The following is a 14,960-nucleotide window of genomic DNA, read 5'->3' as shown; positions in this document are numbered from 1 at the left end:
AAGAAAAAAAGACACCTACTGTCAAGGAGTAGATGTCTTGCCGGATCACGATTACAAGTACTGGTGTTCAATTTTAATGCAACGATTTTCGATGTATGGAATGCCGGCCCCGAGTGCTAAACTTTCCGCTTCGACACTCGATAATCCAAGCTGGTTCCAAATCATGCCGACGTCACCGTGTGCGACGGCATCTTTTGCGACGTCCGCCAGAAATTCCGAACGGCGGAAGACATCGACGATATCGATGTGTCCCGGGATGCTGGCGACACTCGGATAGACTTTCTGCCCGTTCCATTCATTTAACGTCGGATTGACCGGAATGACTTCGTAACCGTGTTGGACCAGGTAGTCCGCAATCCAGTTGGCCGTTTTGCCGGAGTCGCTCGAAACACCAACGACCGCAATGCGTTTTGCATCTTTTAACAATTTACGTGCTTGTTGATCTGAAATCATGTTATGTCCCCCTCGTGTTAAATACAGGATAGTCTTAGACTATATACCCGATTCGATTTGGATTAAGCCTTCCAACTGGAGAAAGGAACGATTCAAATACGTAAAAACTAAAAACGCTCTGTACGAAAACGAGACGACCAACTACCCGTAGGAACGAATTTCGATGCAACTGAGAGCGAAATGGTTTTCTGCGGAAAATAATCGTTTTAACAGTTTACATAATACTATTATTGTCTTTTATTGCAGTTATAACGATGAGATGCTGATTTGCAACGAGTCGAATGGTTACCCATCTGCGTAGTTTTCGATGCAACTGAGCGCTCCCTGTCTGACAATTTAACGTTGCGTGAAATAACTATTTCACGCAAACTAGTGTGCCGTCTACCAACGTTTGGTATACTCATGACAGAGAGGGGATAGAATGATGAGTTTGTTTAAAAACCTAGGAAAAACAGTAAAACCGATACCCCTTCCCGCCCATACGATGGATCTGCCGGGGTATGTCCGGATGCCGGACTTCATCCGGTCCTATATCGATCACTTGGCGTCAAAAAATTTCTCGAAAGCAACGATGCGGCGGTATGTCTACGATTTTGATTCGTTTTTCCAGTTCGTTGCGGAAGCATCGGGAGAATCAATTCAGGCGCGGGATATCACGCAAGAAGCGTTTCTTGAAATTGACGGGTCCGGGATTGCCGCTTATGCGGAATACTTAGCGTTAACGAAACAAAATGCCCCGAGTGTCATCAACCGGAAACTATCGGCCTTGCAGTCGTTATTCCGGCATTTGATTGATATCGGCGTGCTGTCGGAAAATCCGGTCGCGAAAATCAATCGTCCGAAACAGGCGAAGCGGGATCCGGTTTACTTAACAAAACGCGAATGGGACGAACTGATGCAGCTGTTGCCGTCGAACGTCGAGATGAATGCCCGGGAAGCCACGCATTATGAGCGGGATCGTGTCCGGGATATCACGTTGTTTCAGCTGCTCGGGTACAGCGGGATGCGGCTCAGCGAAATGACACAATTGACCTGGAATGCCGTCGATTTCCATGAAGGGACGATTCGCGTCATCGGGAAAGGCAACAAAGAACGTGTCATCCCGCTCGCGAAACCGGTCCGGGTCGCTCTGCGAAAATTTGCGGCGCATTACAGTTTGACGATGCGGGGACCTGAACCGATTTTTCAGAAGCAAGGAAAAGCACTGAGCCCCCGGGCGGTCCAACATATCTTAAAGCGGCACGTCGACCGCTTGCGTCCGGTTTTGCCGTTTTTGGAACGGAAACAGATCACGCCGCACAAATTACGGCATACATTCGCAACGCGCCTCGCGACCGGCGGGGTCGATGTCTTGACGATTCAACAGTTGCTCGGTCACGAATCAGTCGCAACGACCCAGGTTTATGCCCATATTGGTGATCGAGAGAAAAAACGGGCGATTGAATTATTTGATAGTGAACGATAATTGTATTATGTCACCTATATCCTGATGAAAGGAGTTACGAGATGAATTATGGACTAAGCGAACGGAAAATCAAACAAATGTCGGATACCTATGCGTTCCGTCGCGGCAAACGCTATGTCGCCGCTAAAAAAGTCACGCTGCGAAACTACCAATCCGGTGACTTGCTTGTCGAAGCCGCCGTTCAAGGCGAAGACCTGTTCACCGTCACCGTCCGCGTCAAGGAACACGGCGTCGATGCCGGTTGCAACTGTCCGTCACTTGCGATGGATCAATCGTTTTGCGGACATATCGTTGCCGTGTTGCTAGCGATGCATCATGTGCAAGTCTACGGCACACCTGGCGGAAATCAATCATTAATCCGTCCGTTTGCGACGACGCGGCAGACCGAAGATGCCGCGGTGACGGCTTATTTGCAAACATTAAGTAAAGCAGAACGGGCAAAAATCAGATTTGATGTCAACGGTTCGGCGATTGTGATGGAAAGCATCACGGCGCAACAACGTTTTATCATCAGCCCAATGTATTTTGACCGACTTTTACAAAGGCGTGACCACTTACGGAATCTTGCCGATGTCTGGCTCAGTCCCCCGCTCAAACAACGGCTCGTCAGCGGTCCGCCGACGGTCGAGCTGGCGCTGGACCGGGAAGCTGGTGGACTTGAACTGCTCGTGACGTTTAGCTATCAGGGAGTTCGGATCAATCCGTTGCAAGAGACAAATTGGCTCGGGCGCGATGTATCGCTCGAAGGAGCAGTCCTCCGCTACGTGACGGAGAGTGGCTTCCTCGAGCGGAACGGTCGCTATCGATTAGAGGAAGAAGCGGCGGAATATCAATTTCTGAAAGGTTTGCTCGATCCCCGTGTCGTTTACGGTGAACTCGTCGTTCAAGTGACGGAAAGTATCCGCCAATCCTTACCGAACGGACCGTTCCATCCGCGGATCGATGTCGACACGACGGACCGCCTGGATTGGTTAACCTTCCGCTTTTCCATGGACGGGATTCCGGAAGTCGAACTGAAACAGGTCTTGCAGTCGCTTGTCACCCGGAAAACGTATCACCGGTTAAAGAACGGTCAGTTTGTCTCGTTTGAGAACCGGGCGTTTGAACAGTTGCAACGCGTCTTTCGACAACTCGAAGCCGCGGAACAGGACCAACTTGAAGCGGTGTTGCGCGCGCCGGCTCTGCCGAACCTCAAACATCTGGTCGGCGCCTCCTTCTTGCATGTCCATAAACAATTAACAGAACGATGGCTCGAGCTGAAAAATGGAACAGGAGTCTACCTGAACTTCCCGGAAGTACTCGACCGCCACTTGTATCCATATCAGCGGGCAGGGATCCAGTTCATGGCGAATCTCGCCGGACACGACGGGCACGGGATTTTAGCGGATGAGATGGGACTCGGGAAAACGATTCAGGCGATTGGGTATCTTGAGACGCTGCCGCCGGGACGGGTCTTAATTGTCGCCCCGGCCTCCCTGCTCCATAACTGGCAGGCGGAACTCACGCGATTTGCCCCGACGAGAACGGTCCATCTGTTGACCGGAGCGCGAAAGCACCGCTTGGACCAAATCGAGACAGTACCAGCGGACGGGATTTTTCTGATTTCCTACCCGTCGTTACGAGCCGACATGGAGGCACACCAGGCCGTCGAATACGACGTCGTAATTTTTGATGAGGCACAACATCTGAAGAATCCGGCGTCACAAACCGCTGTCCGCTTGCGCCGGATTCGGGCGAAACGTCGGTTTGCCTTGACCGGAACGCCGCTTGAAAACAGGACCGATGATCTCTGGTCGATTTTCCGAGTCATCTTCCCTTCCTTGCTGCCGGACTTACAGACGTTTCAAACGTGGTCGCATGACGAGATCAAACGATTCATCCGTCCGTTTCTGATGCGGCGGACCAAAGATGAGGTGTTGCAGGATTTACCGAAGAAGCAGATTGTCCATCACTATACAGACCTTGGTCCGACGCAAAAGAAACTCTATGCCTCGTACCTTGCGAAACTGCAACTCGAAACGTTGCAGCACCTCGATGAAACGAAACGCGAGGACCGGATCAAGCTGCTCGCCGGTTTGACGCGTCTGCGGCAGATTTGCTGTGATCCGGCGCTGTTTGTCGAAGATTATACAGGCGAATCCACAAAACTCGAACGTCTGCTGACGTTAATTGAAGAAAAATTAGCCGCCGGACATCGGATCCTGATTTTTTCCCAGTATACGAAGATGCTGGCCCGGATTCGGGAACGACTGGCAGCACAACAACGTGCCCACTTTCTGCTGACGGGTGAGACACCGGTTGAGGACCGGGTCGCACTGTGTGAAAGGTTTAATGCCGGTGAAGTTGATCTCTTCCTGATTTCCTTGAAGGCCGGCGGGACCGGTCTGAATCTGGCGACGGCAGATACCGTCATTTTGTACGACAGTTGGTGGAATCCGGCCGTCGAGCAACAAGCGGCTGACCGGGCTCATCGATTGGGACAGCAGTCACCGGTCGAAGTGATCAAGCTGTTGATGACCGGAACGATCGAGGAAAAGATGGCGGAATTACAAGATCGCAAAGCGACGATGATTGATGCCGTCTTATCGGATCAGAAGCCGGATATTTTAACGATTCGTGAACTCGTCCGTCTGCTCGATTCCCCCGCTTTTATCGATTCAGCAGGTGAGTAACCACACAAATCAAAGAAAATCTTAAAAAAATGAAGGACCTTCAATCCGTTGTCTATCAACAGGTTTGAAGGTCTTTCGACAATCAAATTCAGAAAAAAAGGTTTTAACTTTTGAAAGACAGGGGTATATCTACATTAGCACCGTACAACACGGTCGCTTTTCAATTATTGTTTCTCAATATCAGCGTAATGACCTGGGAGAGAAATGCTACTTACTCACTTCGTTTTTCATTTCTGAATGAAATCCAGTTGAACTAGCATTTAGCGCATGAATTTCTGTTGGAACCTATTGTTCCACTCCTACATTCATTACCTTTTGAGGGCTATACCAAATTCAAGGGGGAAATGAACATGTCAGTAACATTAAAAGTAGAAGAACGCGAAGTACGCCCGCGCTCACTTAGAAAGCAATTACGTCATGAAGGAAAAGCTCTTGGTGTCGTGTATGGCTACAAAGTGGAAAGCACACCGATTTCATTCGACGAAAAAGAATTGGTCAAAGTCATTCGTGATCACGGCGAAAACGTCTTGGTTGCTCTTCAAATCGGCGGTAAAAAGGTCAACACATTGATCAACAAACTCGATATGGACATCTTTACACCAACAATCAAACACGTTGAATTCATCGCTGTTAAAATGGATGAAGAAACAGAAGTCGAAACGGATATCGTCCTGGTCGGCGAAGCAGCTGGCGCGAAACTTGGCGGATTCCTTTCACAAACACTCTTTAAAGTAACAGTTGCCGCAACACCAGATAAATTACCGGAACGCATCGAAGTGGATGTAACGGAACTTGCAATCGGAGATTCGATTACAGTCGCTGATCTTCCGGAAGAAAAAGATTTCCGTGTCGTCACAGAAGGTGACATCCAAGTTGCAGCGGTCGTTGAATCGACACTTGAAGCTGAACTTGAAGAAATCGAAGAAGCAGAAGCTGAGGCACAAGCAACTGATGCGGATACAGCGACAGACGATTCAGAACAAACTTCTGAAGAGCAAGCTGAAGAAAACAAAGAAGATAAAGAGTAATCTTTTCTCCCCTCCCCTCGTGGGAGGTTTTTTTATGCATATTGACAAGTCGCGGCGACAGCCGTACAGTGAAGAAGGTACACATCATTGACACATCCACTAGGGGAGCCCGCTCGGCTGAGACGATTTACTTCGGACCCTTTGAACCTGATCTAGTTCATACTAGCGTAGGAAAGTGGAGCGGAATCCTCGTGCTCTTTTTCTGCATCTTGCAGGTTACACGACCGCTCTCTTTTCATAGAGGGCGGTCTTTTTTGTGGTTTCTTTGTGGGTGTGCATTCAAAGGAGAAGTGATTATGAACAGTTGGAAAATGAAAGAAATCATCGTCATGATGATGCTCGCCGTAGCTTGTGGTGTCCTCTACTTAGGATGGTCGACGTTATGGTTGCCGATCTCGGCCATCTTTGGACCGGTCGGAGCAAACTGGATGTTCGGCATCTGGGTCATCGCCAGTCCCCTTGTCGCCTACATCATTCAAAAACCAGGCGCGGCATTGATTGCAGAAGTCGTCGCTGCTGCCGTCGAGTTGTTTACAGGGAGTCACTTCGGTTTATCGGCTTTATTGATTGGACTTGCGCAAGGCATTGGCGCTGAGGTTGCTTTTCTGTTAGTCGGCTACCGGAACTTCAACACCTTCACCTTGATGCTGTCGGGCATGTTTGCGGCTGTCGGAAGTATGGTCTATAGTCTGGTCGTCAATGGGTTCGCCTACTATACGACGACGACACTGCTATTGACGTTTTCCCTGCAACTGGTCAGTGGGGCATTACTTGGCGGATTGCTCGCGAAAATCATCGTCGACTCACTCGTCAAGACGGGAACGCTGAACGGTTACGCCGTCGGACGACAACAGAAACGGCGGGCTGCCTGATGTGGTGCCGGAATCTGACCGTCCGCTATCCGGATCAAGACCGAGATGTTTTAAACGACTTGACCGTGTCGCTCCGGCAAGGAGAGACGACCTTATTGATTGGTCCGAGCGGCAGCGGCAAAACGACCTTCTTGCATACGCTTGCCGGTCTGATGCCGGAAACGATTGAGGCGGAAGTCACCGGTGAATGGCGCGCAGACGGAACCGTCGGCATGCTGTTTCAACAGCCGGACGATCAGTTTTGCATGCAGACGGTCGGGGCGGAAATCGCCTTCAGTCTGGAAAACCGGAGTATTCCCCGCGATGAAATGGAAGAACGAATCAGAACGGTGTTGAAACGGGTTGGACTCGACCTCGCCTTGACGACGCAAATTGCCGGACTGTCCGGCGGGATGAAACAACGGCTTGCTTTGGCCTGTGTGTTGGCACTCGAACCGGACATCCTGTTACTCGATGAACCGACGGCGCAACTCGATCCGCACGGCCGCCGATTGATGATGGAGCTGATTGAAGAATTGCATCACAATCCGAACGTGACACTGGTGTTGATCGAACATCAACTGGAAGAATGTGTGACGTTTGCTGACCGTGTGTTGGTCTTTCGGGAAGGACAGCTGAGGCTTGACGGTTCCCCGCTTGATGTCTTCGAGGAGAAACGGGAGGACCTGACCCGACACGGTATCATGTGCCCACTGCTCTATCCCTATACACTCGAGACGATTCCACTGACGATCGCAACAGCACGGTTCCTGGATGGCCCGCCGGTCGCAAGACGTCCGGTTGCAAACGAAACGACGCTTGATTTGACCGATGTGACGATCGCGCATGGCAAACGGATGATTCTAGACCAGATTTCGCTGACCGCGTCCGCCGGAGAATGGATCATGCTCGTCGGGCGCAACGGTGCCGGTAAAAGCACCCTGCTTGAGACGCTGGCAAAACTGTTGCCGGCGCAAAGCGGGACGATCAAGCTGTTTCAGACACCTTTGAAAAAATGGCGGGACCGGACGTTTTACCGGCAGGTCGGTTTCGTCTTTCAGCAACCGGAGTTTCAATTTCTGAAACAGACGGTCGCCGATGAACTGGCCATCAGCTCTCCGTCACCGGCACGAAGTCAAGTAGCTGACGCTCTGCAACACTACCGTTTGGAGGATGTCGCCGCTCAGTCCCCGCTGGCACTCAGTCTCGGGCAAAAAAGACGCTTAAGTGTCGCGACGATGCTGCTGGAACGAAAAGCTGTCCTGTTACTCGATGAACCGACCTTCGGACAAGATGCTGAGACGACGGCTCAGATTCTCGATGTGTTACACCAAGCCCGGGAAGCGGGAACTACGCTGATCATGGTGACGCACGACATGGAGCTGGTCTACCGTTACGCCGACCGCGTTGTCGTCATCGGCGAGAAGCACGTTCAGTTTGACGGGGCACCGGATGAATTGTTCCGGAACGAATCATTGCTTGAGCATAACCAGTTGATCCGCCCGGTATCGGTACGCTATCAGCAACTCGAGGAGGTGAAACACCGTGCAGGAAAACAATTCGTTGCTCGCACGCCTTAATCCGGCCGTGAAGCTCGGAACACTGGTGTATGTCATGCTGTTGCTGATTACGACGTCACGTCTGCCGGTGACAGTCGCCTTGCTTCTGTTTGCAGCCGTCGGTGTAGCCTGTTCCGGATGGAAGCTGTCCACGCTGGTCTTCCGTCTTGTGCCGTATACGGTATTATTTTTGCTGACGTTTTGGATGATGGCGGCGTTCGGAAAAGGGGAAACGGAACTGTGGGCGTTCGGTTGGTTCCGGATCACGGAAGAGAGTCTTGCTCATGCCTGGCTGGTTGCAACGCGGATGCTGGCTTTTGTCCTGCTGAGCATAACGTTCGTCGCAACGACCGATCCGACCCGGTTCGTCATGAGCCTGATTCATCAATGCCGTCTGCCGGTCCGTCTGGCTTACGGATTTTTAGCCGGACTTCGCTTCATCCCGATTTTCCGTCAGGCGATCCGGACCATCCGCCAGGCACGCCGGATCCGGCAACAACGGTCGATTTGGCCGTGGCAGACGTTTTTCGCAATCAGTCTGCCGCTGTTTACGACGAGCATCATCCGCTCGGAACGGATTGCGATTGCGATGGAAGCCCGTCAGTTCCAACCGGACCGGACCTATTATGTCCGACCGGTCGTCACCCGCGTTGATGGATTGTTTTTCGGTCTCGTCTGCAGCATCACGACGTCGCTTCGCCTTTTTGTCTGACAAGCAGAAGATTATGTCCACTCAGTTGAGGGAATCATATTCTCAGATGCAGAGAATTCAAAAAAAGCAGGTGAATGTCGTGAAGCGAATGGTCTTAGTCGGCGCAGGTCATGCGCATTTAGAATGCATCAAACAAGGGAGTCATCCGGAAATCGACTGGATTGTCGTCACCCCCTCCCGTTATCAGTATTATTCCGGCATGTTCTCCGGATTAGCAGACGGCACCTATACACTCGACGAAACCCGCATCGATGTCAAAGCATTATGTGAACGGCACGGTAAGACATGGATTGAGGACCGGGTCATGCGGATCGATGCCGCGGGCAAACAGGTCATTTGTCAGTCCGGACGGGTCGTCCCATATGATATCGTGTCCTGCAACATCGGTTCGAGCGACTGGGAAGCAAGCACCCCGATTCATGTCACGATCAAACCGAACTATCGGGTGGAAGATGCGTTCCAGACGTTCCGGAGTGCCGACTCCCCTGTCATCGTCGGCAGTGGTGCAGCGGCAGTCGAGATGGCCGCATCCTTTCAGTCAAACGGTACACCGGTCACCCTGATTCATGAAGAGCCGTTGCTCAGCGGTCATCCGGCAGGACCGGAACTGACCGCGCGGCTCGATCAGCTCGGTGTCATCCGAATCGTGGACCGGTTCGAAACGCTGGACGGTCAAACGGCGCACTTGCGGTCCGGGCATTCCATTGAGACAGATGCCGTCTTATTTTTAGGCGGCGCCAGTGCAACCGAACTGTTCCGGGCATCCGACTTGTACTGTGATGCGCGCGGATTTTTACTGGTGCACGAGACACTGCAGTCGCTCGAGGATCCGTCGATTTTTGCCGTCGGGGACTGTGCGACTCTGACCGCATACCCGGAAACACCGAAGAATGGGGTGACGGCGGTGCGCCAGGCTCCGCTGTTGTTTCAGAATTTAATCCGGTTCGTGAACGACGAACCGTTACGGACGTTTCGACCGCAACGGTATTATTTGACGCTGCTTGCACTCGGTCATCGCCAGGCCACCCTGCTGTACGGCCGATTTTACCGAACCAACCGGCTCAGCTGGTACTTCAAACAATGGATCGACCGACGATTCATTAAGAAATATACGGTCTGAATCAACAGGCAGAAAGGTGAATCGCTCATCTTTTCTGCCTGTTTTTCGTTTAGGGAATATGTTTAAAAAAAGGAAGATGATCTCGTGAACATGGTAATATAATGGATAATTCATTAAAGGAGGAATTATCATCAAGAATAATGTACGGATTCTCGCGCTTCTATCCAGCGTCGTGTTAACCGGCTGCGGGCAAGAACGTTTGCTGGATCTTCAGCCTGTCCCTTCCAATTGGTCCGCCTATTCCTTTGTTTCCGACGAATACTCGGATCAGGAAGTCCCCGTTGAACAAAAGAACCAAATGTTGCGGACCTGTATGCAGAACAAAACGGTGTCTCTTCCGAAATCATATCGGACATTAGAGACATTTGGCATGTTTTTTACGTTAAATAATCTGGGAATTGCGCCGTTTCCGACCGAGATTGTTTATTTGGCACAGGGCAATCAGATGTACCTGTCATGTCGCTCGCCGAAGACACAGGACTTGCGTGTCCATCCGGTGAAAGCGTCGGACCATCCGTGGGTCCGCTTGACGAAGGATTCGGATCATGTCGCCCTTCAAGCACCTGTCTCGATTCCGTTGACAGAAGAACAAATGGACCGACATGTATCCGTCAATCAGGAAATGAGCGCAGACAATGAATGTGCGAAGGATTTGAAGCCGTACCATGCGTTTCAATTGCCGATTTCGGGACAGTTGTTGTTTGTCATGACAGAGTCCGGTCAAGAGCACATCATTCGAAACATTCCGCTGTCGTCCCTTCACCAGCAAGGCGAGTTTTATTTGGTGAGCCGCCGTCATATCGACGGATCAACGTCCCGCTCGTTGACTTTTTCACGTGACGGTTGGGACATGACGGATCGACAAATCATGACAGCCGACAAATCGACCCGGATCAAAACGAAGCAACTTTCCTTGCCGAAAACATTACCGGTCAATCAAACCGTGCCCTTCGTAACCATGCAAGGCGTAAAAAAAGAACGGGTAGTGGAAGAAAAGACGCTGTCTGTTCGTTATCGGCCACTTTACCGTCCGGTCAAGGAATACCAACTTGAAGAGGAGCCGCACGGAATCACGGCTTACTTCCATCCGACGATGAAATCGTTTGAAAAGGCGAAACTCAGTGAAATGGTCATCCTGCCGGAACGACTTTCCCGGGCGATGACGGAAGAGTTAAAGGCTGTGACGTTGGAAGAGCCGCAAGGTACGCGGACACCCTTTTCGTATATGACATTGCTTGAATACGGCAACACGCAAACGTTTAACGTGTATCTGAAAAAACGTGCGAATAAGACGGATCTTTATTTGCAGGATCAACGGACGAAAAAAAGTGCACGATTGTCAGGGGAATTGGCACGACAAGTCAGCGAAGAATTAGAAGCACCTTAATTCGAAACGGATCGAGACGTCATCTTTTCCGAAAACGGATTGTTATATTCAAAAAGAGATCAGGGAAACAGATTTAGAATCTGTTCCCCTGATCTTCGTAGAAACGGACTTTTGTGTCCGCCTTTTTGTGTCGAATAATTAGACCGTTTGACCTGATTTTAAATACGCAACCAGTGTTTCCGTGAACTTCTCGCGTTCGTCGAGGAACATCCCGTGTCCGCTCTCTTCAAAGACTTCAAGACGTGAACCGTTGATGTTTTTATGCATGACTTCGGCAAATTCGAACGGACAGACTTGATCTTTTTTACCGTGCATGATGAGCGTATCGACCGAAATCTTCGGCAGACCGTCGCGTAAGTCTTCGTCCCGTAAGGCAATCGCCGACTGGATCGTACCGTGGGAAGAGGCGTCGACACTGAGGTTATGGAACCATTGCAGGAGCGGTTCCGGATGCTCTTTCGCAAAAAAGATTTCCCCAAATCCTTTCAGCATCGATGGACGGTCCTGTTTCGTGTCCTCAATCAAGGCATCGACTTCCTCTTTCTTCATACCGTACGGATAACCGTCGCGTTGCGTGAAGATCGGTGCGGCTGCGCCTGCTAAGATCAATTTTGAGACATTGGACTCTCCGTGATTCAAGAGGTATTTTAAAGCGATTCCGCCGCCCATCGAGAAACCGAGTAAGGTGACGTTCGTTAATTTCAATTGCTGAATCACTTCGTTGATATCCGACGCCATCGTCGTATAGTCATAACCTGTAGCCGGCGCATCCGATTTTCCGTAGCCGCGGTAATCGACGCCGATGTAACGGTACCCTTCTTCAAGCAAACGGTTTTTTTGATATTCGAACATGTTATTGTTGGCCGGCCATCCGTGTAACATAACGACCGGTTGTCCCGAACCGATATCTTCCACGTAAATCTTTGTTCCGTCAACTGCTTGAATAAATGTACCCATCTGTGAAAACCCCCGTTGTTTTAGTTGGTCGAACTTCCGTGCATAATTACAGAATACCCGGTTGCACCATAAAACTAACATCTTAACTGTGAACTACTCACCACTTATTCGCTTCGCAAATTGAAGTGGGAGCTTCTTGGGAAGACCGTACTTTTACGAGCTACGATTATTGACCAAGCTCATCGGGTGGTTCCCACCCTGAAGGGGTTTTAGTCTGCTAACAGCAACAAGTTGATACTTGCGTTGATATCTCGATCATGATGCGCCCCGCAAGGGCATGTCCACTCGCGCACATCCAACGTTTTCTTCTCGCCTTTCGTTCCACAAGAAGAACAGATTTGCGTTGAGGCGTACCATTGGTCCGCTTTGATCAGTGTTCGTCCGTAGAAGGTGCATTTATAGGCCAACTGCCGGACGAACTCATACCAACTGACGTCTCCGATCGATTTGGCGATCGTATGGTTCTTCATCATGTTCTTCGACTTCAGTGTCTCGACGACGATGACTTGGTTCTCGTCAACGATCCGTTTCGACAGCTTATGAAGAAAATCTTGACGTTGATTTACAATCTTCTCATGCTTCTTGGCGAGGATGATCCTCGCCTTGTCTCGATTCTTACTCCCCTTTTTTTTGCGGGACAAGGCACGTTGTGCCTTCTTGATCTTCTCTTCGGACTTTCGAAGGAAACGAGGATTTTCAACTTTCTCAGAAGTCCACTCGTCGTTTGTCATGATGGCGAAGTGTTCCAGACCAAGGTCAATTCCTACTTTTTTCTTAGCGAGAACCCATTGCTCTTCGGATTGATCGACAAGAATGGAGATGAAGAATTTTGAGGTCTTCGTCATCGAGACCGTAGCGGACTTGATCACACCATCGAACGGACGATGTTGCTTCAACTTTACGAAACCTATTTTAGGAAGTTTCACCTTACGATCTTCGATTCGTATGCTCCCCTTCAGATTATTTGTTGTGTAAGAGGCACGGGCGTTGTGCTTCGATTTGAACTTCGGAAACCCGACAGACGGATCTCGAAAAAAGTTGTTATACGCCTTGTTTAAATCCATCTGAGCGTTCGCAAGGGAAAGACTGTCGACTTCTCTGAGGAAAGGGAATTCCGGCTTGTACTTCGCCGGGGTTGGGAGCTTCTGTTTCGCGTCAGGGTTCAGTTTCGAATCTTCATACAATCGGATCCGCTCTTCGAGCATCTTATTGTAGACGAAACGGACACAACCGAACGTCTTCACGAAATATTCTTGTTGGGATTTCGTCGGATAGAGTCGAAACTTGTACGCCTTCAGCAACGCAATCACACCTTTCCTTTTGATTCGTTACACTGATTGTATCCAACAATCTCAGTCTGGAAAAACAGGGCGATTCATCTCCCACCTACGCTGGGCTTCGCCCTGAGAGGCTGGAGAATTCTCACTAAATTTAGTTAAACTGTTTTCAGATTTGAATCTTTATGGAATTAAAAGGGTATCATCATGGTAAAATATTGTTAAAAGAATGAAGGAGCGATTATCATTAAGAAATCTGTACTCGCAATCAGTCTCATCGGCAGTTTATTCTTGACCGGATGCGGAACGGAGCGGCTGTTGGAGTTAAAACGATCCTCCACATATTGGGAAGCCATTAATTTTACAGATGAAGCCTATGAACCGGTTTCAAAAAAACAATCTGCCCGCCTGCTGCAGACATGTGAAGAAAAAAAGCATATCGTTAAGATGCCGAAGCGTTACCGGACGCTCGATACATATGGTCTTTACTTTAACTTACAACAACTCGGAAACTATACCGCGCCGATCGAGCTGCAGTATATTGCGACAGGCGATGACTATTACCTGACGTGCCGTTCGCCGAAGACATCTCGTCTGACCACGCATTCGATTCAGCTGAACGACCATCCGTGGCTGAAGCAGACGAAAGGGCAAGAGTTCTCAGCAGTCGCGGAACCGGTTTTGACGACCCGGACCTTTGAAAAGGCGATGAAACGGAAACATGAGGTCATCGACGGAACCGGACAAATCCGACGGGGCTTCGTTCAATTTCCCGTAACGGGTCAAGTCGTTTTTCTGGAGGAGGAAGACGGTCAACAGCAACCGCTGTTTGGATTACCGGCTTCGTTTGTCTATCAAAAGCTGGAACTGTCCGTCGAAAAGACGACAGATGGTCTCCCGTCTACGACCTATACGCTGTTACTGAAGGATGATTTGTATGAAAATCAGCAGGATCTGTTGACACAACACGGGAAACAACCGGCCCGATTAACCTATCACTCGCTCCCTGACGTCTTACCGGCAAACAAAACGATTCCCTACTTGACGCTCCAATCCAAGGATCCGGAAGAGCCGATGCATAAAACGATTTCCCTGCGTTACGAGACGATCGTCAAAGACCTGCCTGTCCGCGGGTTTAACGGCATCGGCACCGATAACAAAGAAATACACGGGTTCCTTCATCCGAACGAGGCAGCATTACGTGACGGCAACTTCCGGCAACTATCGTTAATATCCGACAAGTTAGCAAAGCAGATCGCAGATGAATTAAAAGACGTCACACTGGAAAAATCGCAAGGCAGTCGGGCAGATATCCGTTACCTGACCTTGATTCAAGACGGAAAAGTCCAGACGTTTGATTTGTATCTCAAAACACGGGCGAACAAAACGGATTTCTATGTCAAAGACATCCGAACCAAAAAAACGGCGAAGCTGTCCGGGAAACTGGCGACCGCTTTAGCCGCTGAACTGGAGGACTGA

Annotated in this window: 12 protein-coding genes and 1 riboswitch; of the genes, 9 read left to right on the top strand and 3 right to left on the bottom strand. The window is 50.0% G+C overall.

All coding sequences use genetic code 11. The annotated features are described in order from the left end of the window. Nucleotides 1-51 precede the first annotated feature (51 nt). Nucleotides 52-453 (bottom strand): CoA-binding protein, encoded by a 402-nt coding sequence (locus EXIG_RS08195; protein ID WP_012370464.1) that lies wholly within the window; start codon nucleotides 451-453, stop codon nucleotides 52-54. A 424-nt stretch (nucleotides 454-877) separates the two neighbouring features. On the opposite strand from EXIG_RS08195, the gene EXIG_RS08190 reads away from it, so the two are divergent. From EXIG_RS08190 to EXIG_RS08155, 8 genes are all read left to right on the top strand, one after another. Next, nucleotides 878-1,918 (top strand): tyrosine-type recombinase/integrase, encoded by a 1,041-nt coding sequence (locus tag EXIG_RS08190; protein ID WP_234944518.1) that lies wholly within the window; start codon nucleotides 878-880, stop codon nucleotides 1,916-1,918. A 41-nt stretch (nucleotides 1,919-1,959) separates the two neighbouring features. Next, nucleotides 1,960-4,590: a DEAD/DEAH box helicase gene (locus EXIG_RS08185; RefSeq protein WP_012370462.1), complete on the top strand. Its 2,631-nt coding sequence runs from the start codon at nucleotides 1,960-1,962 to the stop codon at nucleotides 4,588-4,590. Between the two features lie 350 nt (nucleotides 4,591-4,940). Then, complete coding sequence (locus tag EXIG_RS08180) at nucleotides 4,941-5,618, top strand: 50S ribosomal protein L25/general stress protein Ctc (RefSeq protein ID WP_012370461.1); 678 nt, start codon at nucleotides 4,941-4,943, stop codon at nucleotides 5,616-5,618. A gap of 91 nt (nucleotides 5,619-5,709) precedes the next feature. Then, nucleotides 5,710-5,809: riboswitch (TPP riboswitch) on the top strand. Between the two features lie 105 nt (nucleotides 5,810-5,914). Next, on the top strand, nucleotides 5,915-6,490 hold the full coding sequence (locus EXIG_RS08175; RefSeq protein WP_012370460.1) for an ECF transporter S component: 576 nt from the start codon (nucleotides 5,915-5,917) through the stop codon (nucleotides 6,488-6,490). After that, entirely contained in the window at nucleotides 6,490-8,049 is a 1,560-nt protein-coding gene (locus tag EXIG_RS08170) for an ABC transporter ATP-binding protein (RefSeq protein WP_012370459.1), read from the top strand. Before EXIG_RS08175 ends, EXIG_RS08170 begins: the two co-directional genes overlap by 1 nt. Continuing rightward, nucleotides 8,015-8,740: an energy-coupling factor transporter transmembrane component T family protein gene (locus EXIG_RS08165; RefSeq protein ID WP_012370458.1), complete on the top strand. Its 726-nt coding sequence runs from the start codon at nucleotides 8,015-8,017 to the stop codon at nucleotides 8,738-8,740. Before EXIG_RS08170 ends, EXIG_RS08165 begins: the two co-directional genes overlap by 35 nt. A gap of 88 nt (nucleotides 8,741-8,828) precedes the next feature. Then, nucleotides 8,829-9,860: an FAD-dependent oxidoreductase gene (locus EXIG_RS08160; protein WP_234944611.1), complete on the top strand. Its 1,032-nt coding sequence runs from the start codon at nucleotides 8,829-8,831 to the stop codon at nucleotides 9,858-9,860. Nucleotides 9,861-10,173: 313 nt separating this feature from the next. After that, complete coding sequence (locus tag EXIG_RS08155; RefSeq protein WP_167315846.1) at nucleotides 10,174-11,247, top strand: hypothetical protein; 1,074 nt, start codon at nucleotides 10,174-10,176, stop codon at nucleotides 11,245-11,247. A gap of 138 nt (nucleotides 11,248-11,385) precedes the next feature. On the opposite strand, the gene EXIG_RS08150 is transcribed toward EXIG_RS08155, so the two are convergent. Further along, on the bottom strand, nucleotides 11,386-12,204 hold the full coding sequence (locus EXIG_RS08150; RefSeq protein ID WP_012370455.1) for an alpha/beta fold hydrolase: 819 nt from the start codon (nucleotides 12,202-12,204) through the stop codon (nucleotides 11,386-11,388). Between the two features lie 209 nt (nucleotides 12,205-12,413). Beyond that, nucleotides 12,414-13,505: an IS200/IS605 family element RNA-guided endonuclease TnpB gene (tnpB, locus tag EXIG_RS08145; protein WP_041261938.1), complete on the bottom strand. Its 1,092-nt coding sequence runs from the start codon at nucleotides 13,503-13,505 to the stop codon at nucleotides 12,414-12,416. 294 nt (nucleotides 13,506-13,799) lie between these two features. Between tnpB and EXIG_RS08140 the strand changes: the two genes are divergently transcribed. Continuing rightward, nucleotides 13,800-14,960, top strand: coding sequence for a hypothetical protein (locus tag EXIG_RS08140; RefSeq protein WP_012370453.1), 1,161 nt, complete (start codon nucleotides 13,800-13,802; stop codon nucleotides 14,958-14,960).

This window comes from Exiguobacterium artemiae 255-15 (assembly GCF_000019905.1).
GTDB classification, from domain to species: Bacteria; Bacillota; Bacilli; order Exiguobacteriales; family Exiguobacteriaceae; genus Exiguobacterium_A; species Exiguobacterium_A artemiae.
Note: the sequence above shows the minus strand (reverse complement) of the source record. Positions and strands in the feature narration are given on the sequence as shown.

Coding starts and splice junctions, on each gene's coding strand:
- EXIG_RS08150 (WP_012370455.1), bottom strand. CDS start 12,204: ATGGGTACATTTATTCAAGCAGTTGACGGAACAAAGATTTACGTGGAA.
- EXIG_RS08180 (WP_012370461.1), top strand. CDS start 4,941: ATGTCAGTAACATTAAAAGTAGAAGAACGCGAAGTACGCCCGCGCTCA.
- EXIG_RS08160 (WP_234944611.1), top strand. CDS start 8,829: ATGGTCTTAGTCGGCGCAGGTCATGCGCATTTAGAATGCATCAAACAA.
- EXIG_RS08190 (WP_234944518.1), top strand. CDS start 878: ATGAGTTTGTTTAAAAACCTAGGAAAAACAGTAAAACCGATACCCCTT.
- EXIG_RS08170 (WP_012370459.1), top strand. CDS start 6,490: ATGTGGTGCCGGAATCTGACCGTCCGCTATCCGGATCAAGACCGAGAT.
- EXIG_RS08195 (WP_012370464.1), bottom strand. CDS start 453: ATGATTTCAGATCAACAAGCACGTAAATTGTTAAAAGATGCAAAACGC.
- EXIG_RS08185 (WP_012370462.1), top strand. CDS start 1,960: ATGAATTATGGACTAAGCGAACGGAAAATCAAACAAATGTCGGATACC.
- EXIG_RS08155 (WP_167315846.1), top strand. CDS start 10,174: ATGCAGAACAAAACGGTGTCTCTTCCGAAATCATATCGGACATTAGAG.
- EXIG_RS08175 (WP_012370460.1), top strand. CDS start 5,915: ATGAACAGTTGGAAAATGAAAGAAATCATCGTCATGATGATGCTCGCC.